Source organism: Streptosporangium sp. NPDC001681, from assembly GCF_040298085.1.
Classification (GTDB): domain Bacteria; phylum Actinomycetota; class Actinomycetes; order Streptosporangiales; family Streptosporangiaceae; genus Streptosporangium.
In genome coordinates this window covers 1-25,097 of sequence record NZ_JBEOZN010000007.1, presented here as the reverse complement: position 1 = coordinate 25,097, position 25,097 = coordinate 1, and the positions used below count along the sequence as shown (strand labels likewise).

General features: G+C 67.0%; 23 protein-coding genes and 1 tRNA gene. 14 read left to right on the top strand and 10 right to left on the bottom strand.

The window, feature by feature from the left end; all coding sequences use genetic code 11:
* The first annotated feature begins 45 nt into the window (after positions 1-45).
* The 3 genes from ABT130_RS04675 (at position 46) to ABT130_RS04665 (ending at position 2,689) form a co-directional block, all read left to right on the top strand.
* Positions 46-903: a PSP1 domain-containing protein gene (locus tag ABT130_RS04675; RefSeq protein WP_502991638.1), complete on the top strand. Its 858-nt coding sequence runs from the start codon at positions 46-48 to the stop codon at positions 901-903.
* A gap of 148 nt (positions 904-1,051) precedes the next feature.
* Positions 1,052-2,548, top strand: a complete 1,497-nt coding sequence (locus tag ABT130_RS04670; protein WP_350952858.1) for an alpha/beta hydrolase — start codon at positions 1,052-1,054, stop codon at positions 2,546-2,548.
* Positions 2,549-2,612: 64 nt separating this feature from the next.
* A tRNA-Thr gene (locus ABT130_RS04665) sits at positions 2,613-2,689 on the top strand.
* A gap of 512 nt (positions 2,690-3,201) precedes the next feature.
* Here the strand turns inward: ABT130_RS04665 and ABT130_RS04660 are convergent.
* From ABT130_RS04660 to ABT130_RS04645, 4 genes are all read right to left on the bottom strand, one after another.
* Positions 3,202-3,942 carry an HNH endonuclease gene (locus ABT130_RS04660; protein ID WP_502992072.1) on the bottom strand — a complete coding sequence of 247 codons (741 nt, stop codon included), beginning with the start codon at positions 3,940-3,942 and terminating at the stop codon, positions 3,202-3,204.
* A gap of 161 nt (positions 3,943-4,103) precedes the next feature.
* Positions 4,104-5,348, bottom strand: coding sequence for a site-specific integrase (locus tag ABT130_RS04655; RefSeq protein WP_350952854.1), 1,245 nt, complete (start codon positions 5,346-5,348; stop codon positions 4,104-4,106).
* Positions 5,345-5,530 (bottom strand): helix-turn-helix domain-containing protein, encoded by a 186-nt coding sequence (locus ABT130_RS04650; RefSeq protein WP_350952853.1) that lies wholly within the window; start codon positions 5,528-5,530, stop codon positions 5,345-5,347. Before ABT130_RS04650 ends, ABT130_RS04655 begins: the two co-directional genes overlap by 4 nt.
* On the bottom strand, positions 5,527-6,756 hold the full coding sequence (locus tag ABT130_RS04645; RefSeq protein ID WP_350953024.1) for a replication initiator: 1,230 nt from the start codon (positions 6,754-6,756) through the stop codon (positions 5,527-5,529). The genes ABT130_RS04650 and ABT130_RS04645 overlap by 4 nt, the downstream gene beginning before the upstream one ends.
* Before the next feature lie 96 nt (positions 6,757-6,852).
* Between ABT130_RS04645 and ABT130_RS04640 the strand changes: the two genes are divergently transcribed.
* The 3 genes from ABT130_RS04640 to ABT130_RS04630 all read left to right on the top strand — a co-directional run bounded on the left by ABT130_RS04640 (position 6,853) and on the right by ABT130_RS04630 (position 9,311).
* On the top strand, positions 6,853-7,875 hold the full coding sequence (locus tag ABT130_RS04640) for an RDD family protein (RefSeq protein ID WP_350952851.1): 1,023 nt from the start codon (positions 6,853-6,855) through the stop codon (positions 7,873-7,875).
* 347 nt (positions 7,876-8,222) lie between these two features.
* Positions 8,223-8,633 (top strand): hypothetical protein, encoded by a 411-nt coding sequence (locus ABT130_RS04635; RefSeq protein ID WP_350952849.1) that lies wholly within the window; start codon positions 8,223-8,225, stop codon positions 8,631-8,633.
* A gap of 270 nt (positions 8,634-8,903) precedes the next feature.
* Positions 8,904-9,311: a hypothetical protein gene (locus ABT130_RS04630; protein ID WP_350952847.1), complete on the top strand. Its 408-nt coding sequence runs from the start codon at positions 8,904-8,906 to the stop codon at positions 9,309-9,311.
* A gap of 37 nt (positions 9,312-9,348) precedes the next feature.
* On the opposite strand, the gene ABT130_RS04625 is transcribed toward ABT130_RS04630, so the two are convergent.
* Positions 9,349-9,789: a tyrosine-type recombinase/integrase gene (locus ABT130_RS04625; RefSeq protein WP_350952845.1), complete on the bottom strand. Its 441-nt coding sequence runs from the start codon at positions 9,787-9,789 to the stop codon at positions 9,349-9,351.
* 368 nt (positions 9,790-10,157) lie between these two features.
* Entirely contained in the window at positions 10,158-10,922 is a 765-nt protein-coding gene (locus ABT130_RS04620; protein WP_350952843.1) for a maleylpyruvate isomerase family mycothiol-dependent enzyme, read from the bottom strand.
* Positions 10,923-11,783: 861 nt separating this feature from the next.
* Here ABT130_RS04620 and ABT130_RS04615 point away from each other — a divergent pair.
* Both ABT130_RS04615 and ABT130_RS04610 read left to right on the top strand, forming a co-directional pair.
* Positions 11,784-13,019 carry a 5'-nucleotidase C-terminal domain-containing protein gene (locus tag ABT130_RS04615; protein WP_350952841.1) on the top strand — a complete coding sequence of 412 codons (1,236 nt, stop codon included), beginning with the start codon at positions 11,784-11,786 and terminating at the stop codon, positions 13,017-13,019.
* Positions 13,020-13,468: 449 nt separating this feature from the next.
* On the top strand, positions 13,469-15,094 hold the full coding sequence (locus tag ABT130_RS04610) for a serine/threonine protein kinase (RefSeq protein WP_350952839.1): 1,626 nt from the start codon (positions 13,469-13,471) through the stop codon (positions 15,092-15,094).
* Between the two features lie 201 nt (positions 15,095-15,295).
* Here ABT130_RS04610 and ABT130_RS04605 read toward each other — a convergent pair whose 3' ends face one another.
* Positions 15,296-16,219 (bottom strand): hypothetical protein, encoded by a 924-nt coding sequence (locus ABT130_RS04605; RefSeq protein ID WP_350952837.1) that lies wholly within the window; start codon positions 16,217-16,219, stop codon positions 15,296-15,298.
* Positions 16,220-16,607: 388 nt separating this feature from the next.
* Here ABT130_RS04605 and ABT130_RS04600 point away from each other — a divergent pair, with 388 nt between their 5' ends.
* On the top strand, positions 16,608-16,772 hold the full coding sequence (locus tag ABT130_RS04600) for a hypothetical protein (RefSeq protein ID WP_350952835.1): 165 nt from the start codon (positions 16,608-16,610) through the stop codon (positions 16,770-16,772).
* A 71-nt stretch (positions 16,773-16,843) separates the two neighbouring features.
* On the opposite strand, the gene ABT130_RS04595 is transcribed toward ABT130_RS04600, so the two are convergent.
* Positions 16,844-17,191: a hypothetical protein gene (locus ABT130_RS04595; protein WP_350925461.1), complete on the bottom strand. Its 348-nt coding sequence runs from the start codon at positions 17,189-17,191 to the stop codon at positions 16,844-16,846.
* 526 nt (positions 17,192-17,717) lie between these two features.
* Between ABT130_RS04595 and ABT130_RS04590 the strand changes: the two genes are divergently transcribed.
* The 3 genes from ABT130_RS04590 (at position 17,718) to ABT130_RS04580 (ending at position 20,966) form a co-directional block, all read left to right on the top strand.
* Entirely contained in the window at positions 17,718-19,886 is a 2,169-nt protein-coding gene (locus ABT130_RS04590; protein ID WP_350952833.1) for a transglycosylase domain-containing protein, read from the top strand.
* Positions 19,887-20,161: 275 nt separating this feature from the next.
* A complete protein-coding gene (locus ABT130_RS04585; RefSeq protein ID WP_350952831.1) occupies positions 20,162-20,395 on the top strand; it encodes a hypothetical protein in 234 nt (77 codons plus the stop codon).
* A 124-nt stretch (positions 20,396-20,519) separates the two neighbouring features.
* On the top strand, positions 20,520-20,966 hold the full coding sequence (locus tag ABT130_RS04580) for a hypothetical protein (RefSeq protein WP_350925467.1): 447 nt from the start codon (positions 20,520-20,522) through the stop codon (positions 20,964-20,966).
* Positions 20,967-21,199: 233 nt separating this feature from the next.
* Here ABT130_RS04580 and ABT130_RS04575 read toward each other — a convergent pair whose 3' ends face one another.
* Entirely contained in the window at positions 21,200-22,147 is a 948-nt protein-coding gene (locus ABT130_RS04575; protein WP_350952829.1) for a TetR/AcrR family transcriptional regulator C-terminal domain-containing protein, read from the bottom strand.
* A gap of 141 nt (positions 22,148-22,288) precedes the next feature.
* Here ABT130_RS04575 and ABT130_RS04570 point away from each other — a divergent pair, with 141 nt between their 5' ends.
* On the top strand, positions 22,289-23,491 hold the full coding sequence (locus ABT130_RS04570) for an FAD-dependent monooxygenase (RefSeq protein WP_350952827.1): 1,203 nt from the start codon (positions 22,289-22,291) through the stop codon (positions 23,489-23,491).
* Positions 23,492-23,561: 70 nt separating this feature from the next.
* Here the strand turns inward: ABT130_RS04570 and ABT130_RS04565 are convergent, their stop codons facing one another.
* On the bottom strand, positions 23,562-24,470 hold the full coding sequence (locus tag ABT130_RS04565) for a sigma-70 family RNA polymerase sigma factor (RefSeq protein ID WP_350952825.1): 909 nt from the start codon (positions 24,468-24,470) through the stop codon (positions 23,562-23,564).
* A gap of 68 nt (positions 24,471-24,538) precedes the next feature.
* Between ABT130_RS04565 and ABT130_RS04560 the strand changes: the two genes are divergently transcribed.
* A complete protein-coding gene (locus ABT130_RS04560; RefSeq protein WP_350952823.1) occupies positions 24,539-25,090 on the top strand; it encodes a dihydrofolate reductase family protein in 552 nt (183 codons plus the stop codon).
* Positions 25,091-25,097 lie beyond the last annotated feature (7 nt).

Below are 25,097 nucleotides of genomic sequence, written 5' to 3'. Positions count from 1 at the left end.
GACACATAGGGTGAGCACGAGCCGTACCCCCAGGTTTGGAGCCATATGGGCATGATCATGGCGGTGAGTTTCACCCGCTACGGCAGGCTGTACTACCTCGACCCCGGAGAGCACAGCCCCAAGGTCGGCGACAAGGTGCTGGTGCCCACCGAGGCCGGGCCCGAGGTCGCCGAGTGCGTCTGGGCTCCCCAGTGGACGAGCGAGGAGATCGACGGGCTGCCGATGTGCGCGGGCATCGCGACCGAGGAGCACCTCACCCGCGACGAGGGCAACAAACGGCGCCGCGCGGAGGCCCGGAGCGTCTCCAAGCGCCTGATCAAGCGGCACACGCTGCCGATGAAGGTCGTCGGCGTCGACTACCTGGACGCGGAGAACGTCTACACGGTCTACTTCTCCGCCCCGCACCGGGTCGACTTCCGCGCCCTCGTCCGTGACCTGGCCCGCAACCTGCGCGCCAGGGTGGAGCTGCGCCAGATAGGCCCGCGCGACGAGGCCCGCCTCCAGGGCGGCATCGGCCCCTGCGGCCGTGACCTGTGCTGCGCCACCTTCCTCAAGGACTTCGAGCCGGTCTCCGTCCGGATGGCCAAGGACCAGGACCTGCCGGTCAACCCGCTGCGCATCGCGGGGGCGTGCGGGCGGCTGATGTGCTGCCTGAAGTACGAGCACCCCCTCTACCTCGACGCCCAGAGCAGGATGCCCCGGATCGGGCTGAAGGTCGACACCCCCGAGGGCACCGGAACCGTCGTGGGCCGCAACGTACCCTCGGACTCCGTCGTGGTCCGCCTGGAGGACGGCGGCCGCCGCTGCGCCTGCCCGTCGGCCTCGGTCTGCTCCCCGCGCAAGCAGCACGACGAGGCGTACGGTGGCGCGGTGCGGGTCGCCGAGAGCGGGCCTGAAGGGTGACCGATCGGCTGTCCCCGCTGAGGTCGATGTCCCGTCATGGGGGCTCGGCGCGGGCACATAGGATTCGACCGTTCGGCCTCTCCACGTGTCGGCCCCCTTGCCGGATCCGCGTGTGACCCCGACCTACGGATTACGGAGCGGACAAGGCGTGAGATCCCGTGTGACCGCCGTACTGGCGGCGGTGGCCCTGCTCGCGAGCGCGTGCACCGGCACCGACGTCCCCGCCGACGCCAGTGGCGGCACCGGAGCCGGCCGCGGTGTGGCGGGAGCGGCTCTCGGCTGGCACGAGTGCGAGGACGGTTTCGAGTGTGCCAAGCTCGCCGTACCGCTCGATCACAGCAAGCCGGACGGTGAGAAGATCGAGCTCAGCGTGATCCGGCTCCCGGCCTCGGGGGAGAGGATCGGTTCGATCCTCCTCAATCCCGGCGGGCCGGGTGCCTCCGGAGTGCAGTACGCGCGAAGTGCCCGCACCGCGGTGAGCGAGGCGGTTCGCGAGCGCTTCGACGTCGTGGGCTTCGACCCGCGCGGGGTCGGCGAGTCCGCGCCCGTCCGGTGCCTGTCGCCGAGCGAGCTGGACACCTTCGTCGGCCTCGACAGCTCGCCCGACTCGCCGGGGGAGGTCACCGTGCTCGAGGAGGGGGCGCAACGGTTCGCCGCCGGATGCGAGACCCGATCGGGCAGGCTCCTGCCGTACGTCGGCACCGCCGACGCCGCCAGGGACATGGACCTGCTGCGTGCCGCCGTCGGTGACTCCCACCTCACCTACCTCGGCAAGTCGTACGGCACGCAGCTGGGCGCCGTCTACGCCGATCTCTTCCCCGACCGGGTCCGCGCCCTCGTCCTGGACGGCGCCGTGGACCCCTCGCTCGGCCCATTGGAGTTGAACACCGCGCAGGCACGCGGTTTCGAGGTCGCCCTCGACGCGTTCCTCGAAAACTGCCTCGCGGCCACCGACTGCCCCTTCCAGGGCTCCGTCGCCTCCGCGCGTGCGGAGATCACCGCGCTGCTCCGCAGGGCGGACACCGCTTCCCTGGCCAACAGGACCGGCGACGACCGTACGGTGACCGAGGCCTGGGCCATCCTCGGTGTGATCACCCCGCTCTACGACCGGCAGGCATGGCCGGTCCTCCGCCAGGCGCTGGCCCAGGCGCTGAAGGGTGACGGCACCGTCCTGCTCCGCATGGCCGACCTGCTGGTCGACCGTGGGGAGGACGGCGAGTACACCAACCAGACCGAGTCCAACCTGGCGGTCAACTGCGTCGACAGCATCTACCCCCGCGACCCCGCCGCCTACGCCAAGGCGGCCGAACAGGCGGCCAAGGTCGCCCCCCTGTTCGGCGCGTACGTCATGTGGAGCTCACTGCCCTGCGCGTACTGGCCGGTCAAGGCGGGGGCCCGGGAGAAGATCGACGCCCCCGGAGCCCCGCCCATCATGGTCGTCGGCACCAGACGCGACCCCGCCACGCCCTACCAGTGGTCAGAGGCCCTCGCCTCCCAGCTCTCCTCCGGCGTCCTCGTCGGTTTCGACGGAGACGGCCACACCGCTTATCTGACCGGCTCGGCATGCGTGGATCGCCTGGTGGACGACTACCTGATCGATCTGACCGTCCCCGCCGATGGAATCCAGTGTCCCAAGATCGGCTGATTCCGGTGCGCGGGAAGGCCCTGGGAGCCTGTAGACTGCCGTAAGTCGTGGTGAAACACGGCACGCCGCCTTAGCTCAGTCGGCCAGAGCACTTCACTCGTAATGAAGGGGTCTGGGGTTCGATTCCCCAAGGCGGCTCCAGGTCAGAGGCCCTCACCGGACACCGGTGGGGGCCTTTTGCTAACACCCTTGCTAACAACGGTAAGTCTGTTGGCATTGGTGTCGTCGTCGCTTAGAGCAAATGATCATCTATTGAGGCGGGCGCGGTACTGTCTGCGCGCTTTACGTCATGATGGGTCCTGCTTGAGGGGTGGAGCCTCGCCAGGCGTACCTGGAGGCGAGGCTCCACCTCACTCATCTCATTCAGTGAGCGGGTGGTTCAGGACACACGCTGCTGCTAGGGCTACAAGCGAAGCCACAACGGTGGTGAGGATCTCCCCAACCTGCTCCGGGGTGTATTTGGCCTGGAAGGCGAGAACCAGAACGAGGACGATGATCAGCAGGGGGCGGGGAGCTTTGAACCTGGGTGGGGGTTCGGAGCGTGGATCGGTCATCATAGGTAGTGCACCTGTTCTTTGAGGATGGGTCGCAACCGTCGGCCCCTGTGTTGCTGTGAGAGGTGAGCAGGGGCCGACGGAGTCTGAGGTGGATGATTAAGTAGGCGTGTCGGACTCCGTTTGATCGATTACGGCCTGCCCTAGGCGGCGCGCTATGGCAGTTCGCTGATCGGGACGAAGGCGCCGGTACAGCGCCCAAGCCTTTTCTGCGGGGGTAGGTGGCTTTTGATCCATGGCTATCCAGGCGAGCAGGCGGGCCCGATCCTGCGAGGAGAGCACGCTCACCAGGTTCCATACGTCTTCCGTGTCGAACAGCTTGTCCCGTTCCCGGTCAAAAACCAGGTGGCAATTGGCACAGAGCGTGATCAAGTTCTCGGGAGAGTTACTGCCGCCAGCAGTGAGGGGCCTCAGGTAGGCAAGCTCAAGTACGGCTGTAACAGGTGCCTCAATGAATCCCTCGACGACTGAGAGTCCGCAGTTGGTGCAGCTGTAACCGTCGCGTGCAAGAACTTCGTCCCGGATCCGGCGGGCTGGGGCGCGCCTCGTGTAGACGGCGGGATCTGGCTCCCAGACGGGTTCGCCTGCTTTCGCGAAGAGCATCTCTGAGCCGCCCAGCTCCGAGGAGTTTCTGGAAGTTTGGATTACCCATCCTGACCTGCGAAGGTCTCGTAGCCGCCGACTAACGTGCTCATCTTCGGGGAACGCCTGGTGTAGCTGATCAGTTGTGAAGGTCTTCCCCTCGCCAACCTCATCTAGAAGCCATAGGGCAACCCGAACTCTCGTACCCAGCTTCCTGCTGCGCCAGCTAGGGCGCTCATGAGAAGCGATGGGGTGCACCTGATCTCTCCTGTGGCGATGGTGTCGAGGGCTGCCAGTTGAGGCTGTCTTAGATCAGCATACACCAGACCCTTGCCGCGGCATGCCGCGGCAAGGGTCTGAAGCAACAAAAATTAGGAGCCCTCTACTTAAGGACAAGGTTTACGAGGCGCAGGTATGTATTAAGTTCCTTCGTTGAGCTGGAGGCTATGAGCGAAGACGTCAGCGGCGGCGGTTTCCGCGGAGCGGATCACGTGGGCGTAGACACGGAGGGTGATCGCCGGATCGGAGTGTCCAAGTCGGGCAGCCACCACGTGGACCGGGACGCTAGCCAACAGGAGCGTGGTCGCATGGATATGCCGGAGGTCGTGGAGACGGGCGTAGGGCAGAGGTTCGGCCGGAATCTGGCTCCTGTCCTCTGGCTCGTTGTACGCCTTGATGAGCTTGCCCGGTAGCGCCGTCACGGTGGTCGGGTAGATGGGGCCGCCCCAGGCGGTTGTGAAGACGTGGCCGTTCTCCTCACCCTTCCAGACGTCACCGACCTGGAGCTTTTCGGCTTCCTGTGCTTCCCAGTGTGCCCGGAGGACGTTCACCGTTCCCTCGTCGAGGGTGACCACGCGAGTCCGGCCACTCTTCGTGGTGCCTGCGATGTGCTCACCGTCGACAACGCCCGTTGATCCCTTGATGGTGATCTGCCGTCCCTCCAGGTCGACGTCAGGCCACCGGAGGTTCAGCAACTCGCCCCGTCGCGCGCCCGTATATGCGGCCAGGTGGAAGAAGGCGTAGAGCCGATGCGACCGGGCCAGCATGAGGAACGTCCGGAGCTGGGCGGGGGTCCAAATCAGGCCTGGTTCACGCCAGTCCCCGCGGGGACGCTTGGCCTTGTCGACGGGTGAACTGCTGAGATACTCGTGAACCTCGACAGCGTCACGGAAGGCTCGGCGCAGGATCGCGTGAGTGTGAACGACGGTGGACACCGCCAGTGGCTTTCCACCGCGTCCGCCCCTGGACAGCAGGTCCCGGTAGAGCTTCGTAATCGTGGCAGGCCGGACCGCTTGAAGCTTCGCCTTCCCGATGAAGGGCTTGATGTAGAGGCGGATAGTGATCCGGTAGTCCTCAAGCGTTCCCGGCTTGATTTCCATGGCGTGATCTTCGATCCAGTCATCGAGGAACTCGCTCACGGTGATCTCGTTCCGGTCGACGTACTCGCCGCGTCGAGCGTTCACACGTGCCTCGTCACGAGCAGCCTTGGCGGCTTCCTCAGTGGCGAAACCGCCCACCCACTTGGGCTTGCTCTCGCCTGTCTCCGAATCCTTGACGCGGATCACGTAGGACCAGGTGGTTCCGCGCTTCATGACGCCGTCTCGGAGCTTGGGCGCGCTTTTCTTGTTCGGCTTGTCAGAGGTGCCGGCGAGGGGCTTGGTCATGCCGCACGCTCCGCCGAGGTCAGGTCAGTGATGTAGTCCTGCAGAGCCGAGACCGGGACCCGCCGGGAGCCGTCGATCCGGATCGAGGCGACCGCGCCGGAGGCGATGAGCTGGTAGAGCTTGCTCCGGGAGACCGCCAGGGCAGCTGCGGCTTCGGGAACGGTGAGAAGGAGCCGTGTCATGAGCCACCCCCGGGCAAGGTGGACAGACGGTTTCCGGTAAGGGCGCTTACCAAAAGGGCGTCGCCGACCGAGTGACCCTGTCCGGCGTACTCCCAGTGCGAGACGACGAGCACGGTGTCCTCGTCGAAGAGCGGCAGGCGGCCGGTGGTGATGGCTTCCCCGTGCATGTACTCGGTGCGAGCGGCGCGGATGTCGCCGAGGGTGGTGGAGTAGCGGCGGCTCTTGGTGGAGAAGTGGCCGCGGAAGCCCAGCATGTGAGCCCATTTGATGAGCCGGAACTCGGTCAGTTCGTCGAAGGCGCCCAGGCGCAGGCACTCGGCGATGAGCCGCCGGGCGTGGTCCCGAATTGGCAGGGCGGTCAGGTCGTCGAGGGGGTTGATGCGCCGGTCCAGGGTGCCGACGCATTCGGCGGCTTTGGTGGCGTACTTGGCGATGTAGGCGGCTACGGCCTGCTCGGTGAGGTCACCGGTCATGGTGATCTCGCGGATGTCGAGTTGAGCGCCCCACTGGAAGGCCCGCGCGGGTTCGCCGGGTACCGCAGGGACGGTGACCGCGACGGCGGAGGCGGCGTGCTGTACGGCGTCGGTCAGTAGGTCGGCGGTCGCCCAGGCCGGTGGAGGGGTAGCCGGCCCCTCGGGACCGTCGACGCGGACGACCGCGTGAAAGTGGACGACCCCGCGCCGCTGGTACTCGGCGACCTTGGCGAAGGAGAGCACAGCCTGTTCCCGTAGCTCCCGCTGGGTCAGCCCGGCGTTCTTGGCGACGCGTCGGCGGAGAGCTTCGGTGAAGCGCCGCCACAACTCCGGGGACATCGCGTTGAACAGCACCGAGCCCGCGTAGTTATAACAGTCCGGGCAGAGCGGTTCACCAAGGCGACTCTCGTCGGCTCCGTGCCGAGCGGTGCAGGACATGACGCGTCCGTGCGGGCAGGTGGCCGCGTCTCGTCGAGCGTGACACGGCAGGACGGTGCCGTTCTTCTCTCGCCGGGTGTGGACGGTTCCGAAGGAGGGAGCGGTGAGGGTGACGAACAGGCAGGGGTGCGCGGTGACCGAGGCCGGGACGCCCTTGCCGCCGATGAGGCCCGCGCGGATGAGTTGGTAGGTGTCGGCCCGGTAGGTCTCGGCGCAGGACGGGCAGCGGGAGGCGCGGCGGGTCTTGCAGGGGGCGCGCAGGATGCCGTCCGGTTCGGTGGCGGTGCTGTAGCTCGGTGGGAAACCGGCTCGGATCCTTCCCCGGTGCGGTGCGGTGTCCGACCCGGCCGTCGTGTCTGTGTTGCGTGCCGGGGCGTCGTAAGGTGTCGCTCTCAGGCCGAAAGGATCATTGTGCCGCAGTTCTCCCGATTATCGCGGTCAGCGCTGTCGGTATGGGTGGCGGCTGCGGTCGTCGCCGCCTTGCCGACCTGGGAGTTGTGGCGCGAGCGCCTCGCTGCTGAGGAGTTCACCCGGACCCATGCGGGGGCCGACCCGATCTACGGGGTCGTGGGCCTGTACAACAGCGGAACGACGCTGTCGCCGTTTGCCCCGCTGGGCCGTGATCTCGAAACGGTCATGACGATCACGGAGGACTGGGCGGTTCCGGCTCTCGTGGTCCTGCTCGGCCTCCTTGCGTGTCTCGGCCGCAGGGATCCCGGGGTGACGGGCCGGAGGGTGGCGGGGCTTCTCGTCCTGATCGCGGGCATCGAACTTCTCGCCTGGTTGTACAGCGGGTGGGGAATCTACGGCGAGACGATCCCGCTTTTCAGCGCCAGCGGGTGGGGGATCACCCAGCTGTGTCTCCTGGCGGCCGCGGCGCTGGTGTTCGCCGCGTCGCGCGAGATGCGGCCTGTCACCGAGGACGAGCCGACTGCGTTACGGGCCGGGATGGTGTGGCGGCGGCTGGCGGCGGCCCTGGTCGACTATCTGATCGCTGTTGCCGTCCTGGGTGTCGTCGTGGGACCGGTCTGGCCCTTGATCGGCCTCGGCTCCGGGTTCCGGATGGGGTTCGGGCTTTTGGTGCAGGTCGACCTGTTTCAGGTCGGTACGGACCTCGAGGAGCTGGTCATCTTGTCCGGGCTGTTCCTTTACTTCGGGGTACAGCACGCTCTGTGGGGGCGGACGCTGGGCAAGCGGTTGCTGGGTGTTCGGGTCATCGCCGTGCGGACGGGTGGACGGCTGGGCGCGGGCAGGACCGTGCTCCGCACGCTGGTCTTTCCTCTCCTCGCTTTCGTTCCCGACGTCGGGCTGTTGTGTCTCCTCGCGGGCGGGCTGTGGATGTTCCTCGATCCCGAAGGCCGGGTTCTTCATGACCGTTGGCTGGGCGCCGCGGTGGTACGCGACCGGGTACGGGACTCTCAGCCTCAGACGTAACCGGCCACCATCGGCATGATCTTGCTAACGCGGGTGCTGACCACAGGTCTGGACGGTCCTGGACGACCATGGACTAAGGGACTCCGTAACACCCGCTTGACCAGGCCCAGAAGACGGCGGTGGACGGTTCTGGACGATCGTGTTCTGACTCGTAATGAAGGGGTCTGGGGTTCGATTCCCCCAAGGCGGCTTCAGGTCAGAAGGCCCCCACGAAGATCGTGGGGGCCTTCTGCGTGTCTAACCGCGTGACTGAGCCCAGGGCGGGACCGTCTACATGGCCATGTCGGTGGTGGGTGTACCCGGGCCACATCTGGCGGTGGATTGTCGTCCCGTGCAAGATTGATCTCGTGAATTCCCCGGATCGGCCTTCGTCGTGGTTCAACGCGCTGTCCAAGCCGCAACAGGTGGTCGCGATCGTAATGTCGCTGATCGGCTCCGTAGGTGGAGCGGCCTACCTCGTGTTTGGGCCACTAATGGAGCCCGCGCCGTTCTTCCTGATCCTTGCTTACGCACTTCTCAGCTTGATGGTCCTCAGCGGCATTCCCCGTGTCCACCTATGGTTCGGCGGACGAGGCTACCTGCTCTATCTGGGGGTATTCGTCGTGTTCAAAGGGGCGTCAGGAGAACTTAAGACCCCCGCTATCCGCGTGAGCGCCTTCGTCATAGGTGTACTGCTACTGACTTACCTGATCGTCCGCGCCGTACGCATCGAATGGAGGAAGCGGCAGACAGACCATGCCAAGCCGCAACTTCTCTGATAGTCCTAGGTCACGTCCAGCGGAGTGGTGTATGAGTTGACCTTCGTGTGATCCTGTTTCTACAGGTTAAGCGTGAGTGTCTGTGGGATGGGGTGTGCTGCTACTGGTCGTCCCAGCCGTGCGCGGTCGGCCCCTGCAGCAGTGCGGCCTGCAGTCGGGCGAACTGTGCTTCGCCTAGCCGCGGCGGCGAGGCCGGCCCTTTGGCGGATGTGATCTAGGCCATACACTTAGGGGGATTGCCGGTGATCTCCTACCCCTCAAGAGGTTCCCGTGGTTGAGACAGGCAAGACCCAACACATGCCGCGCGTGATGAAGGTCGCCGAGTTCATTGTGTCGCTCCAGGCAGTGCAAGCGCTGGCGGGTGGTGCGCTGCTCGTCTTTGTCTTCGTGAACTCAGCTGACGACGTGAACTCCGGGCTTGTGCTGTTGTCCGTTGGCTTCTGCGTCGTTATCGCAGTCCTGACCGGTTGGTTGGCAAGTAAGTGGATCTATCGTGAAAGGCGAGACCGAATCGCCGTGCTCGCGCTCGAAACCCTCATGGCGCTTGGCTTCGTCTCCGTGCTTGCTTTGGATTCCGATCTCAGCATGCGTAGCTTGCTGAATATCAACGTGGTTCTGCCGGTCATAGTGGTCGTTCTACTGCTTCTCCCCTCCGCGAGAGCTTGGTTTAACCGCTGATCAAGCGTTGGATCCGGCTAATGCTCAAGAGTTCCTCTCAGGTCATCCGGAAGAGTCCTTTTCTGTCCTGCTTGGACGGTGATTGGCCGTCGAGGCTTTGGCCGAGTCGGTCGAGCGCCTTACGGGTCTCCGGTGAGGGGACCTGCGTGTAGACGTTCATGGTCACCGAGCTTTGCGAGTGCCGGAGGGTGCGTATCGCGACCCGGGGGTGAACGTCGAGCGCGGCCAGGAGCGAGGCGCAGGTGTGCCGGGTGTCGTGGACGCGGATACGGGGAAGTTCGGCCTTCTCGCAGTAGCGCTCGAAGGACCGGTAGAAGTTGCGCGGCTCGACCGGGGTCCCGTTCTTCGTGGTGAACACGAGGCCGGAGTGCTTCCACCTCTTCCCGGCATCCTGAATCCGCTGACGATCCAGGAACGCTGCTATGCACAACCCGAACAGGAGCAGAGAGGCCGTCCGCCCATGGCCGCGATAAGACACCCGCGACGCCGGGGGCTGCCCCTTGCGGCTTGGGCGGTTTCAGGTTCCGGCCGGACTCATCGGCGAAGACGAGCCAGTGTCAACGACGGATGAAAACAGGTTCTGGCACATATTCCGGGAAACCGGCAGGGCTGGACGATCGACGGGGCTGTCGACGCGGATCAGGGCGGTTCGCCCGCAGGACGGGCAGAGCCCTCCACGAAATGTGTGCCAGAAAAGGTGTCACGGAGTGATCAGGCTGGTGTGAACCACGAAGGCGTCAGGAGGCCTGGGCGGTCATCCGCCTGAGCCCGGTGCGGATCGGACCGCCGAGTTGGGTAAGGGGCAGGCGGCCCGATCGCTCAGCACGCCGTGCCGACCGACCGGCCTCACTGCGTCGCCATGACGATGCAGCGCCGCAGCTCCTCGACCGCCTCAGGGGTGCCCTCGACCGTCACGCCGCTCGGCTCGCCGGCACTCTCCCGGTTCCACATCCAGCGGAGCACGGCCGTCGGCGGGCCGCTCACGGTCACGTCGGCCGCGTCGTCGTCAGCGCCGTCTTCGACGGCGAACAGCCCCGGGCCGGTCCGCACCCGCCACGCCGCGCCGTCGGTCCGCACCGTGTACGTCCGGCCCGGCGAGCCGGCCAGGATGTCGGTGAAGTAGTCGCCCCACTCGGCGACGCTGTATGCCACGAAGACCTTGAGCAGCTCGTCGATGCCGTCGACGGCGAGGTCTGCCGGGACCGGCGTGACCGGCTGCCCGGTGCCGAGCTCGGCGTCGATGCGGTGGATGACCGTCTCCTGCGCCATCCGTCGGATCCAGAAGCCGACGGTCTGATCCGGGGTGTACCAGGAGCCGGCCGGATCCCCCGGCTTACGGGCGCCGAACTCGTCGAGCAGCCCGGCGTACGCACGGTCGAGCAGCGCGATCGGCTCCTCGTCCGCGAGCTCCTTCGGCGGCCACGGGTCCGGTTCGGCGTCCCCGCGCATGGCCAGAATCTTATGCAGGTACACCTCGCCGATGTGACGGGTCAGGTCGGCGACGGTCCAGCCGGGACAGCTCGGCACCACCGCGGTTGGGTCGGTCGGCACGACGGCCCGCAGGCGGCCGAAGTCGGCCGCGAGGCAGTCAAGGAGTCGGGGATATTCCATGCCGAACAGTTCAGCACACGCTCATGGCTCGTTCAGCCCGCCCGGCGACGGGCCATCGGGCCACCGGTCGCCCAGCATGTCCGCAGACACATCCCGGCAGCTATCGCTAACCATCCACGCGCGAGAGTGCGGATCAGCCTGCGTCGACAACCTCCATTACGAGATCCGCGCCCCCTAGCCACACCCGGCAAAGACCACGTTGGCACAAAAAGGAGTATCGCTACCGCGCGGCCCGTCCACCCACTGTCATTTTTCAGGTTTTGGCGCATATTTCATGGAGGGCTCTGCCCATCCTGCGGGCGAACCGCCCTGATCCGCGTTGACAGTCCCGTCGGTCGTCCAGCCCTGCCGGTTTCACGGAATGTGTGTCTGAACCACTTCAGCCACCTTCCGAAATGATCTTGGAAGGCTTCTCTGGTCTTCAGCAGTGGCGAGGTCAGTGGCTCTCGAAGCTGCTGTGCAGCCGGTCGAGCGCCTTGCGGGTCTCCGGGGGCGGGACCTGCGTGTAGACGTTCATGGTCACTGAGATTTGCGAGTGCCGTTCGAAGCGCTCGAACCTTCCACCTTTCGGTCCTCGTGGAATTGTCGGCCGGTCCGGCTAGCATCTGTTCCTCCAAGGGAACGGGCTAATCCGTTATTCCTTGTATATCTAGATCTGTCGCGATTCGTCGTCGCAGGTCGCAAGAGGGGAACACTGTGAGATTATCAGGTAGGTCTGGGCGCCGAATCGGGGTGTTGGTGGCTGTTATCGCCCTGGCATCCGGCGCCTTTTCCTCGGGGGCGCAGGCTGCCCCGAATCCGGTTGTTTTCGGTACGGCTTCCGCTTCACCCAGGGCCCATACCGGTGCCTGCCCGACGACCGTGACGCTGTCCATCACGGTGAAGGTCAAGGCGCCGGTGGCGCTGAAGTACGCGTGGACCTTCAGTGACGGGGACAAGAGCAGAGCCAAGGTCTACAAGGTCGGCGGCAAGGGCCTCAAGACCGTTCGGCTGTCCACGTCGATCAAGGCCACCGGCGACGCCCGTGGCTGGGGCGCGGTTCGCCTGGCCGGCCCGGTGAAGAAGACCTCCAAGAAGATCCCGTTCTCCGTCACCTGTACCGCTGACGGGCAGGGTACCGGCGACGTGTGGGACAGCGTGGCCACCGCCGCCCAGGAGGCCGACAAGCCGAACGACCCGGCTACGCCGCCTCCTACCCGGCAGGACGACGAAGAACCTGCCCCGAACCTGGTGCGGAAGGCCAGCATCGCCTTCGAGCGGACCACCGCGGTGAAGTGCCCGGTGACCTTCAAGATTCACGGCTACTTCGAAGGGCTTCCCGCTGGCGCGCAGACGGTTCGGTACCGTCTCGTCGGCACCCAGGAGTGGAAGACCGTCAACGTGCCGGCCGACCACGGCGCCGTCTTCACCACCGTGCTGGAGACGGTCGAGTGGGACTGGGAGTCGGGCAAGACCTCGATCCGAATCGAGATCAATCAGCCGGACGGACTCAAGTCCAACATCATCTACTACTTCAAGTGCGGCCCGCTGAGTGCCGGCACGACGGTCGGCGTCGCCGCCGAGGACATCTCGCGGACCACCATGGGCGGCCCGCTGGCCGAACTGGTCGCCGACGCCCAACTGGAAGCGGTCCAGGCCGTCTCCGGCGCACAGGTCGCCCTCGTCAGCAGGCATGCGATCCGCGCGCCCCAGGCGGGCCTGAAGGCGGGTCCGGTCACTGCCGAGGAGCTGTGGGCCGTTCAGCCCGCCGGGTTCGCCGTCGACGTACACGCGATGACCGGCGCGCAGCTCAAGAAGCTGCTGGGGTACGCGAGCCCGACGGTCGGGGTACTGACCCCGTCAGCCTCGCTTCGCTATACGTTGACCGGCACAGCGGTCACCGAACTCACGCTGAACGGTGCTCCGGTGTCCGACACCCAGGTGATCAAGATCGCGGCCAACTACAACCTGATGGGCGGCCAGGAGGGTTTCCCGGCCTGGCAGGGGAGCACCAACGTGTACCACGGCGGACCGGACGACACGGGAGCGCTGGCGTCGTACATCGCCAACCACTCGCCGGTTCACGCGCCGAAGGGTGACCGCGTCACCCTTCGATAAGTCACCCGGAGCCCGGTCAGGCAGGCATAACGCCAGAGTGCGGAGCCTCCCGGTTCAGGATTCCCAACTCCACTCGGTCACCCAGCGCCTCGTGGCGCACTACAGCAACGCCGTTTTGCGCGATCACACGTCACGGCCCCGTACCTATCGCCCGACCAGGGCATGAGCCCGCCGAGCCGGGACGTGTCGTTCACTCGTAATGCAGGTGGCTGGGGCTCGATTCCCCAAGGCGGCTCAAAGTAAGAGGCCCTTCCGGTCTGTTCGGGAGGGTCTCTGTCGTATACATATGCCAACCTGGTGGCTCCCATGTCCCGCGGCTGCCTCGGCGAAGCTCCAGTAGCCCGATTCCCCCGCCATGCCGGCTCCTTGGTCATCGCCCTGATAAAGGACCATGGTGGGGCGGGTCTCGCATCGCTAATGTGTGGAGACGACCGTGCATGGAGGAGCCGATGCCCGCTGGCCCGCTGGAGCCGGGAGACCCGCGCGTGCTGGGGGAGTTCGAGATCGTCGGACGTCTGGGCGAGGGCGGGCAGGGGATCGTCTACGAAGGGTGGAACCGGTCCGGCGAGCGGGTGGCGATCAAAGTACTTCGCAGCGGCGCGGATCCCGACTCGCGCCGCCGGTTGGCCAGGGAGTTGCAGTCGGCACTGCGGGTGGCCCCCTTCTGCACAGCCCGGGTGTTGAAGGCGGAGACCGACCGGCCAGACCCCTACGTCGTGAGCGAGTTCATCGCGGGTCCCGCACTGCAGGATCGAGTGCGTGACGAGGGTCCCCTTCGTGGCGGCGACCTCGATCGCCTGGCGGTCGCCACGGCTACCGCGCTCGCCGCCATCCACAGTGCGGGAGTCATCCATCGGGATTTCAAACCGGCCAACGTGCTGCTCGGCCCGGACGGCCCGCGGGTGGTCGACTTCGGCATCGCCCAGTTGCTCGACGCGAGCACGATGCCCTCGGCCATGTCCGGCACCCCGCCGTACATGGCTCCCGAGCAGCTCAACGGCGTGCACGGATCACCCGCGGCCGACGTGTTCTCCTGGGCCGCGACCATGGTCTACGCCGCTACCGGCCGGGCGCCGTTCGGCAGCGACACCGTTGCCGCGGTCTTCAGCCGGATACTCAACGCCGAGCCCGACCTCACGGACATTCCATCGCCCCTGCGGGAGACGCTGGCCGTCTGTCTGGCCAAGGACCCCGGGGTACGCCCCTCCGCCCGGGCGCTCATGATCCGCCTGGTCGACACCGGAGCCCCCACCGTCACGGTCCCCGACGTCGGCCCGGTGCCCACCGCCTACCTTCCCGCTGACTGGAGCGGCCGGGCGGATCAGGTTCCGGTCGCGGCCGGTCCCGGGCCGACCAGGCTGCTTCCAGCCGATTCGTCCGGAGCACAGGGTCCGGCCGGACCCGCGTACGGCCCGGCCCCCACCCGCCATCTCGGCCGTTCCGATACGGCGGTGCAGGAAACGGAGCCGCGGCGTGGTGAGCCGGTGCCCCGACGGGGACGGAGGCCTGCCGTGCTGATCGCGGTCACCGGCATCGCAGCGGCGCTCGCGACGGCGGTGACGCTGTACGCGACAGGGGCGTTCGGTGGCTCCTCCGGCGACGGCGCGGCGAGGCCGGAGGCCGTTACCAGTAGCGGCAGGGACTCCGGATCACGCACGGCCGCAGGCAAACAACCGGCTTCCCCGCCGCAGTCGATGCCGCAGTCGACACCACCACCGTCGACACCGCCATCGACGTCGCCCTCGGCCCAGCCGGGAGGCGGAGTCCCGGAGGCGTTCGCCGGGACGTGGACGGGCCAGGTCGTCTCGCAGGACGTCCGGGAGAAGACCGTCGCGGTCACGCTCATCCTGCTGAGTGACCAGTCGGCCGGGACGTGGCGGGCCGATGCGTGCGAGCAGCAGGTCATGCTGACCCGGGTCAGGGCCGGGAATGTGCTCGATCTGACCCGCATGCAGCGGAATCAGTGTATTGGGGGAGACATGACCCTCACTCTGAAGGACCCGGCGACGCTGGACTTCGTGGGCCAGGAGGGCGCCGGCGGGCTGGAGTATCGCGGGAGCCTGAGCCGGTCCTGACGCGGGACCGGCACAGGCACGTGACATCCTCCCCGGCCTGAAGGACTCCGTTGCTCAATTATCTCCGGTCGACGTCCAGCGTCGTCATCCGGTGCCGGACACGCAGGTCGCGGAGATCGAAAACGAATTGGGGGACGGAGTCCTGAAGGCCGGGGCATCCTCCGGTTACCTGGTGACCACGACCAGACGCCCGGCCGACGCTCAACCCGCCCGCGCGATCTGGAACGAGTAGGCCCCGGTCTTCGCCGTACCTGATCTGACCACGAGCGCATACCTGCCGTCTCCATTGGAGAGCGGGATGTCGAACTCGTATCCGCAGAGTGGGACGGGCTGCCGTGGGCCGGCGATGTTCTTCTCCGCGGCATCTGTGAGCTCCAGCTCGATAGCCGTGCACGCCCCGGCCCCACCGAGGATCTTGATGGCCGACGCGCCGTCCGCGTCGAATTCGAAGCGGTCGATGCGTCCTGGGACGTCCAGCCGTCCCGCGCCGTCCGGGTTGCCCTCGCCGATCTGCAGGCCGATCGTCGCCGGGAACGTGCGGATCTTCACCGTCGCGACCCTGAGGCTGTACGGGCCGATGACGTTCGTGCTCCCGAAGACCTCCAGCCGGTACTTGCCCGCCTTGGTCAACTTGATGACCGACGTGCCCCAGCTGAGAGCGATGTCGGACGGGCCGACCGGCTTACCGTCGACCTCGGAGAACACCTGGAGCTGGATGTCGTCGCCGGACATGTCGGTGACGTAGAACTCCCTGGTGCCGCCCAGGTCCAGGGTGAACTTGTCCCGCTGCCCGGCGCGGGTGAGCTCGGCCGCGACGGTGCTGCCGTCGGTGAGGGTTCCACCCGGCTGCACAGCCTCCTGGGCCTGGCCCGGGTCGTCCGGCTCGTTCGTGGTCTCGGCCGGCTCGCCGCTCTCCGTGGGCTCGCTGTTCTCCGTGGGCTGGGTGGTCTCGGCGGTTTGGGGGGTCTCGGCGGTCGCTGTGCTGGTCACGCGTTCCGGAACGGGCTGATCACTCTGGAGCGTGTCAACGCCGGCACCGCATCCGGTGACGGTCAGGAACACAAGGGTCACGCCGGCGGCAAGCCGGAGGGGCATGCTGAGGCGTCCGGTGGGGGAGGCTTTCATGCCAGCCATTGTGTGCAGCCCGCTTGCAGCCCGCTTGCCGTGGTGGATGCCCGGTCTTCGAAACCAGGCCGGCCACTCGCGCCGATTCGTCCTGCCACAGCCGGTCACCGAACTGTTGGGATGCGCATCGCGACCCGAGGGTGAACGTAGGCATGCCGGACGCGGAGGACGCCGGACTTCGCGCGGCACCGACCGTGGCCACGGCCCCGAGGCATTTCGACAGCGGCCTCGGACATGAACGTTTCCCAGGCCGTCACGGATGGAGCGCCTGCTCCTCGCACGAAACCGCAGATGAGCCGCCCCGGAGTCCGATCCGCCCAGGAGAACCGCCTTCACGCCGAGCTCGTTCTACTCCTACACGCTCGACCCGGCGGCGAACGTCCCGGCGTTGCTGCGCGCCTACGCTGGCCCGCAGGCCAACATCGGCCTCTGGAAACCCTCGGTGACCGGAGACATGAGCCGGTCACCATCCCACTGCGTTCGTCCCGCGGGTGCGGCGGTGATCGACGCCAACGCCTGGTACCGGCTCATCAATCGCGACAGCGAAAAGTAGGCAAGATCAGTGCGAAGCGGGCACCGGGTCACCGCTCACGGTGGCTGCGCCGGTGCCGCCCCACACCGAAACTAGAACGGCTTCACCGGAGTGCACTTCATCCATATCGAGGCCGTTTTGGACTGCGTGGTCCCGGAGTTGTTGAAGAAGAACGTCGCCTGCTGCCTGTATCCCCGGATTCCGGCGGGCGGCGACACCGAGCTCACGTAGGGACCCTCCCACCCAGTCTTCAGGAAGTACGGGTGGGAGTCGGGGCACTTGAGCCACAGGGAGGCGCCCTCCCACGGTGCCAGGAGCTTGCTGTTCGTGATGGTGACCGTGTCGGGTTCGGTGACGGCCGAGGCCGGGAGCGCGGTGGTGAGAAGCCCACCGGCCAGGGCGGCGGCGGCCGCCACACCGGCGACTCTGCGTACTCTCATGACATTCCTTCTTGTGCTGTGTTTTCTGGGCGCGGAAAGTCGTACCGGAATGGCGGGAACGGGCGCGGCAAGCGGCCTGTCGTGCGAACGCGTGATGAGGCGGTGCGGACCACCACGCTCTCGCCGCGGTGCCCGGACTTCTTTTCGCCAGCCGGATGGCGAATGTGATATTCGGGCTGAAAGGCGACTTTTTGTGATTTATCCTCCCAGGAGACCTCGTGGAGGAGTCTGCTCCCGGCGCCTTGGATGTCACTTGGATTTTGCTTGGCGGTCGGTTCCGCCACGAGCTGAGCGTCTTGGCGGGATCGCCGAGGCTCCCGCCGGGCGGTTGGCGCTCCCGGGGCGCTGCCGCCAACCTCGCCTGCGGCGTCGGGAAGTTCCCCTAGGCTGTGTGTTCGCAGATGATCTAGAACTCTCTTCCCGCCGGATGATCTGGGCCGCCCCTGGGGATGGCTGGCGCTGTGCGCTATGTGGCAGAAAGCGCTTTATGTGCACAGAACAGGGTTAAAGCCTAGAATCTACGCTTATGTCGGAACGGGGTAAGGGTCAGTCAGGGGCCGTGTCGAAGATCATGCGTCTTGCCGCCGTGGGGACGGCGGCGGGGGTGCTGGTCGCGGGGATCGCACTACCGGCCGTGGGGGGTGCGGGGCTCGGCATCGTGTCGGCGACCAACGGGCTGAACCTCAACCCCGAGGAGCTCGTCGAACCTCCGCCGGCGGAGGTCACCGTCGTGCAGGACGCCAGGGGCAGGGAGATCGCACGGTTCTACGAGGAGTACCGCGAGGTCGTCAAGCTCGACAAGGTGTCCGAGGTCATGAAGACCGCGATCGTCTCGATCGAGGACTACCGGTTCTACGAGCACGGTGCGATCGACATCGAGGGCACCCTCCGCGCGTTCGCCAAGAACCTCCAGGCGGACGGGGTGAGCCAGGGCGGCTCCAGCATCACCCAGCAGTACGTCAAGCAGGTGCTGCTCAACTCCGCCGAGACCGACGCGGAGAAGGACAAGGCGCTGGAGGCCAGCTACGCGCGCAAGCTCAACGAGCTGCGCCACGCGATGGCGGTGGAGCAGAAGTACTCCAAGGACGAGATCCTGGAGAAGTACCTGAACATCGCCTACTTCGGCGCGGGTGCCTATGGCGTCGAGGCGGCGGCCAAGCGGTTCTTCGGCGTGACGGCGGCCGAGCTCACCCTGCCGCAGGCGGCGACACTGGCCGGCGCCGTGCAGGACCCCAACGCCACCGACCCCAACCTGGGGGCGAAGCAGCGCGAGCGGCTGCTGAACCGGCGCAACGTGGTGCTGAACCGGATGGCCGAGCTGGGCAAGATCACCACGGCCGAGGCGGCTGAGGCGAAGGCCACCAAGCTCGGCTACAAGGGTACGAAGCTGCCCGGTGGCTGCGAGGCCAGCGACTATCCGTACTTCTGCGTCTACGTCCGCAACGAGATCCTGAAAAATCCTGACTTCGGGAAGACTGCCAAGGAACGCCTGGCGTTCCTCAACCGAGGCGGTCTGACGATCAGGACCACCATCGACCCGACCATGCAGGCGGCGGCGGACCGGGCGATCAGGAAGTGGGTCAACCCCACCGACAACCCGGTGGCGGCCGAGGCCCTGGTCCAGCCGGGCACCGGGGCGATCAAGGCCATGGCGGCCAGCCGGGCGTACGGTCAGAGCAAGGCCAGGAACGAGATCTCCTACAACGTTGTCGCGGACGCCGCGCACGGCGGTGGCGTCGGCTTCCAGGCCGGCTCGACCTTCAAGACGTTCACGCTGCTCAACGCGCTGAACAAGGGCATGAAGGTCGACGACGGCTTCAACGTCGGCGCCGGTTACCTCGCCTCGGGCTATTCGGCGTTCAAGAACTGCAAGGGCGAGAACATCGGTGACCCGACCCACACGGTGACCAACGACGAGGGCTCACCCGGCTGGCGGACCCTGCAGACCGGCACCTGGAGCTCGGTGAACACCTTCTTCATGACCCTGGAGCAGCACGTCGGGCTCTGCGACACGGTCAAGATCGCCAAGTCGCTGGGCATCCACCGCTCCGACGGGCTCGCGCTCCAGGAGTACGAGACGTTCACGCTCGGCATCAACGAGATGGACCCGGTGACCGTGGCGAACGCGTACGCCGCGATCGGCGCGCGCGGCAAGTACTGCGCGCCGATGGCGATCACCCAGATCACCGACCGCGACGGCAAGATTTCCAAATACCAGCCCAAGTGCCGTCAGGCGCTCGACCCCGAGGTCGCCGACGCGGCGGCGGACGTGCTGTCCGGGGTGTTCACCAAGGGCACGATGCGGGCGGTCGGCGGCATCGGCCGCGACGCGGCGGGCAAGACCGGCACCACCGACGGCTACGCCACCGCCTGGTTCGCCGGGTTCACCCCGGACCTGGCCGGCGCGGTCAGCATCGGCGACCCGCGCGGCTCGCAGAAGTACAAGCTGACCGGCGTCACGATCGGCGGACGCTACTACGGCTCGGTCTTCGGCGGCAGTATCCCTGGCCCGATCTGGAAGGACACGATGCTGGCGGCGCTGAGGAACGTCGAGCCGACGTCGTTCACCCCGATCAACTCGGCACGGTTCGGCGGCTGCGGCCAGAGCTGCCGGCCCGCGCCGCCCCCGTCGAACGACGACGCACCCGACGGCAACGAGCAGGTCAACATCCCCCTCGGCGGTTACGGCGACTGACGCGACGCGAGGGCTCACCCCGATCCGATCGTCGGTGTGGGCCCTTGTCGCAGGTCGGGTCCACCGGCGGGAGCAGCGTTTCCGTATGCCTTTTGCCGGTCGATGAGCGAGGCCGTCGGAGCGACGGTAATCCGGCCGAGTCGGTCGGGGTGGTGCCAGGGAAAGTTGACGGGCTCGCGTGGGATGTCGCCGGCGAGCAGACGTTCCATCAGCCCGGCCAGGCCGAGCGGGATGACCCGCTCGGCGGTGCTCCGAACCTCGGGCAGTGACCACCGGTGGAAGCGGTCGAGTATCGCCCGTTCGTGATCTTCCATGCCGGAGACGTCGACTTCGAGTTCCCGGATGTGGAGGAAGCCGCCGCCCTCGGCCTCGATGAGCTCGGAGCCCCTGTGCTGGCCCGCGGACGCATCGGTGCCGTCGTCGTTGGGTGTCTGGACGGCTCTTCGTCAACCCTGGAAGCTTCCAGGTTTCCGTACGCCTGTTCTGTAACCGATTATTTGACGGAGTGATCACCCTCCGAACAACTCGCAGATCGCTGAACTGATCACCTTGCCGGACCTGGCGGATCCGACGAGCACCGATCCGCCACATGTCTCCCAGCGATCTCGCCCAATGAAGACGTCCAGGAGTCCGATGAACGCACGTCGTTTCACTTCTCGTCTCGCCATGATCGTGGTCATGGTGGCCTCGCTCACCGCGATCCTGCCGACCGTGTCCGCTTCGGCGGGGCTGGTCACATCCGCTTCGGCGGGGCAGGCCAAGGTACTTTCGAAGTGCACGGTGCCGCCATGTGGCGACATCTATAATTACACCAATACATGGTGGCCCATCCGCCGGAAAGACAGTGACAGCGGCCCCTGGATAACCTCATCGATCGGCCCGGGCCAGCACAAGGGCGGCTACTGGAACGATGGAATCGACTGGGACCAGTACGGCATCCCCTACCGCTGTTCGGTGAATCTCACCGTCAATGGTGTGAGCTATGTCAGGAGCAACAACACGGTCAACGGAAATCTGTGGTTCTCCTTCTCCTCCAATCAGACGGTCAAGCTGAACTCCTATACCTGCCGAGGTGTTTGAGCCGACGATCGTCTCACGGACATGATGACAATGCCCCCGCTCACCTGGCGGGGGCATTGTTCGTCTGAAGTCATAGGCGAAGGTCCCGTGCCGCTACCGAGGTTGAAGCCCGGAATTCAGATCATCGACCTCGCACGAGCTCCGAGAATGTCGTCTACGTCTCCTCGGAGCACTTCGACCGTGACTTTCGGACCCCCTGGCGCGGTGACCGCCCACGTTCGCCGGGGTCCGATCTACGTCCCTTGACGATCTCCATGAAGGGACGTGGCGTCCTGGCCGCGAGAAAGGCCGGGACCGGGGGCCTCGATGAACACCTCCAGGCCGTCCAGCAGGCGTCGCAGTCCGAACTCGAAGAGCGTGTCCAGGTCGAGGGAGTCGGGCGGGATGCTCGACAGCAGCGGGAATTCCGCCATGCGCGGGAGCACCGCCGAATCGAGCCACTCCTGGTCGGTCATGCCGGTCTGCTGTACGGCCTCGGTCTCGGCCTCCAGGTTGATCGCGGTCCCGCGTACGTAGTTGGCCACGGTGGCGTACACGTGGACCATCGTGGCCGGGTCGAGACCGAGGCCGTCCACCGCGCGCATCGCCCACTCGCCCTGGGCCATCGCGTTGGGCGTGGGCATCGGGCGGGTGAACGAGGTGACCTGCGCCAGCCAGGGGTGACGGTGGTAGAGGGCCCACTGCGCCCTGGCGGTCAGCTCCAGCCGGGCGCGCCAGCCCGTCGGTGACTCATCGAGCGCGCACTCGGCCAGCACGGTGTCGGTCATGAGCATGATCAGCTCCTCCTTGCCCGAAACGTGCCGGTAGAGCGACATCGCCGAGACCTCCAGGCTGGTCGCGATCCGGCGCATGGACAGGGCCGCCTGCCCCTCGACGTCGGCGATCCCGATCGCGGCGCGCACGATCCGTTCCCTGGTGAGCTCGGGCACGGGCCTGCGGGAGGGGCTGGTGTCCGCGACGGCGCCGTCCGCGACTAGGGTCCCGACGCCGGGTGCGACCCGCACGAGCCCCTCCCGGCGCAGGGTCGCCAGCACCTTGCCGGCGGTCGCCATCGCCACGCCCCACTCCTGGATGATCTGCCGGGTCGAGGGCACCCGGTCGCCCGGGCGTAGCCGCCCCGTCGCGATGCGCCGCCGCAGCTCGGCGACGATCCGCAGGTACGGAGGCTCTGTCCCGTCCACTGTCCGCCCTCCCGGTGCCCTAGTGCACCATTTCCGCAATGACCTGGTCGCATACTGCCGTAACTTTGGTGCACTAGGACATAATTTACAGGGTAAGCGCACTATGCGTACGGTATACGCATCGTCCAGCAGGGAGCGCTTATGAAGAGCATTCTGATCTCCGGTGCCGGTATCGCGGGGCACGCCCTGGCCTACTGGCTACATCGCCACGGCTTCACCCCGACCGTGATCGAGCGAGCCCCGGCTCCGCGCGCCCAGGGCCACACGGTCGACCTGCGCGGCGTCTCCGTCGACGTGGTCAGGCGGATGGGGCTCCTTGACGAGGTCCGACGCGCGGCCGTCGACTCCGGCGGGATGTCCTACGTGGACGCCACCGGCAGGCGCGTGGCCGACATGCCCGCCTCCTTCCTCGGTGGAAACGGCCTGGTCGGTGAGGTGGAGATACTCCGCGGCGACCTGGTCGACATCCTCCACCGGGCGACCGGGGACGAGGTGGAGTACGTCTTCGACGACACGATCACCTCGCTGACCCAGACCCACGACGGCGTACGGGTCACCTTCGAGCGGTCCGCGTCGCGTGTCTTCGACCTGGTGGTGGGCGCGGACGGCGCGCACTCGGTGACCCGGTCCCTGGCCTTCGGCGAGGAGTCGCGCTTCGGCCGCGAGCTCGGCTGCTACCTGGCGTACTTCACCGCGCCCAACGTCTTCGGCATCCAGCACTGGGAGCTGTTCCACAACATGCCGGGCAGGAGGGTGGCGGCACTGCGCCCGTCCCGGCGGGCCGAGGAGGTCAAGGTCCTGTTCGGCTTCGCCTCGAAGCCGCTCGACCACGGTGATGTGCGGAGGCAGAAGCAGATCGTGGCCGAGGTCTTCGCCGGAGCGGGCTGGCAGGTGCCCGCCATGCTCAGGGAGATGGCGGCGGCCACCGACTTCTATTTCGACGCGGCCACCCAGGTCGTCATGGACACCTGGTCCCGCGACAGGGTCGTGCTGCTCGGCGACGCCGGATACAGCCCGTCGCCGCTGGGCGGCGGCGGCACCGGGCTGGCGGTGGTCGGCGCCTACGTGCTGGCCGGAGAGCTGGCCGAGGCGGGCGGGGACCATCCGGCCGCCTTCGCCGCGTACGAGCGGGAGATGCGCGGCTTCGTCCAGCAGAGCCAGAAGCTCCCGCCGGGCGGCGTCAACGGCTTCGTGCCCAAGACGCGGTCGGTCATCCGGCTGCGCAACCTGTCGATCAGACTGCTACCCCACATGCCATGGGCCGGTCTGGTCGAGAGAATGGCCGGCAGGTCCGACGCCATCACCCTTAAGAACTACGGCTTCGCCGCCACCCCGCGACCCTGAGCGTTCCGTACGGCCCCTGGGCCGCCGTTCAAAATCATCTGGCTACGTACCAGCCCGGCCGCCCCAAACCCTAGTGGTCCAGGCTCGCCGGGAGGCCGAACACGGTGAACAGGCCGGGTGTTTCGAACACGTCCATCGCGGCGAGGAGGCCCGCCTCCGGGCGCAGCACGATCAGCACGAAGGGGCGGAACGCGGTGTCACCGGCGCCGCGGACGTAGGCGGCGACCGCCGGCTGGCGGTTCGCGGCCGTCGGCAGCATCCGCCACCGGCCGAGGGAGTTCATGTCCCGGCGCAGCGCCCGGGCGACCGCGGCCTTGCCGGTCCACTCGCCGACGCCGGGCTCGATGGTCAGCCGGACGTCCTCTCGCAGCAGGTCGACCAGGGCCTGCGGGTCGGCCCGTTCGTGCGCGGCGATGTACCGCTGCAGCAGCTCGCGCTGCGCCGGGTCCGGTTCGCCGACGGGTGACCACTCCAGACGACCGCCCGGCCACCGCTCGCGCAGCGTCGCCCGGGCCCGCTGCAGGGCGCTGTTGACCGCCGGCGTGGTCGTGTCGAGCAGCGTCGCGGCCTCGCTCGCCGGCCAGGACAGCACGTCGCGCAGGATGAGCACGGCCCGCTGGCGGGGCGGCAGCAGCTGGATCGCGGCGAGGAACGCCAGGGAGATCGTCTCGTGGCCGACGGCCATCGCATCGGGGCCGGGGCGCTCGTCGAGCAGCTGGTCCGGGTACGGCTGCGGCGGCGGGGTCGTGCGCCGCAGGGTGTCCAGGCACGCGTTCGTGGCGATGCGGTACAGCCAGGTCCGGGCGCTGGACCGCTCCTCGAACGTGTCCCTGGACCGCCACGCTCGCAGGAACACCTCCTGCACGTGGTCCTCGGCCGCGTCGAACGATCCGAGCATCCGGTAACAATGGACCTGCAGTTCGCGGTGGTAGCGGCGGGTCAGGTCCGCGAACCTCGTGGCGTCCACAGCAACGTTCATACCTGTACCGACGAAAAAAGTCGGCCGAATCATCGGTGACATTCCGGCCGGAGTGCGTCTACCTGGACATGACAATCGTTGAGGTGGACATCTCGATGTCGGTGGACGGCTTTGTCACCGGTCCCGACCTGGACACATGGCCCGGTTTCGGCAAGGGCGGCGAGCGGCTGCACGCGTGGCTTGAGCACGACGAGGGGCGGCGGCTGAGCGAGGCGACGTTCGCCGCGTCCGGCGCCGTCGTGACAAGCCGGTCGGTGTACGAGGCGACCGGCGGCTGGGGCGACGACGGCTTCTACCGGATGCCGGTCTTCGTGGTGACCCACCGGCCGCACGAGGCGGTGCGCAAGGGCGACACCACGTTCACGTTCGTGACCGGCGGGGTCGCCGCCGCGATCGAAGCGGCCGCGGCCGCCGCCGGCGACAGGCGGGTCCACGTGATGGGCGGTGCGTCCATCGTCCAGCAGGCGCTGCGGACCGGCCTGGTCGATCATCTGCGGCTGCACATCGTCCCGCTGCTGCTGGGGTGGGGGGCCCGCCGGGTAGAGGGGGGCGGGGCCCCGCGGGAAGAAAGAGAGACCGAGGTCAACCCCCAAGCCCCACAACAGCAGAGCGTGGGGTAGGGGGCTG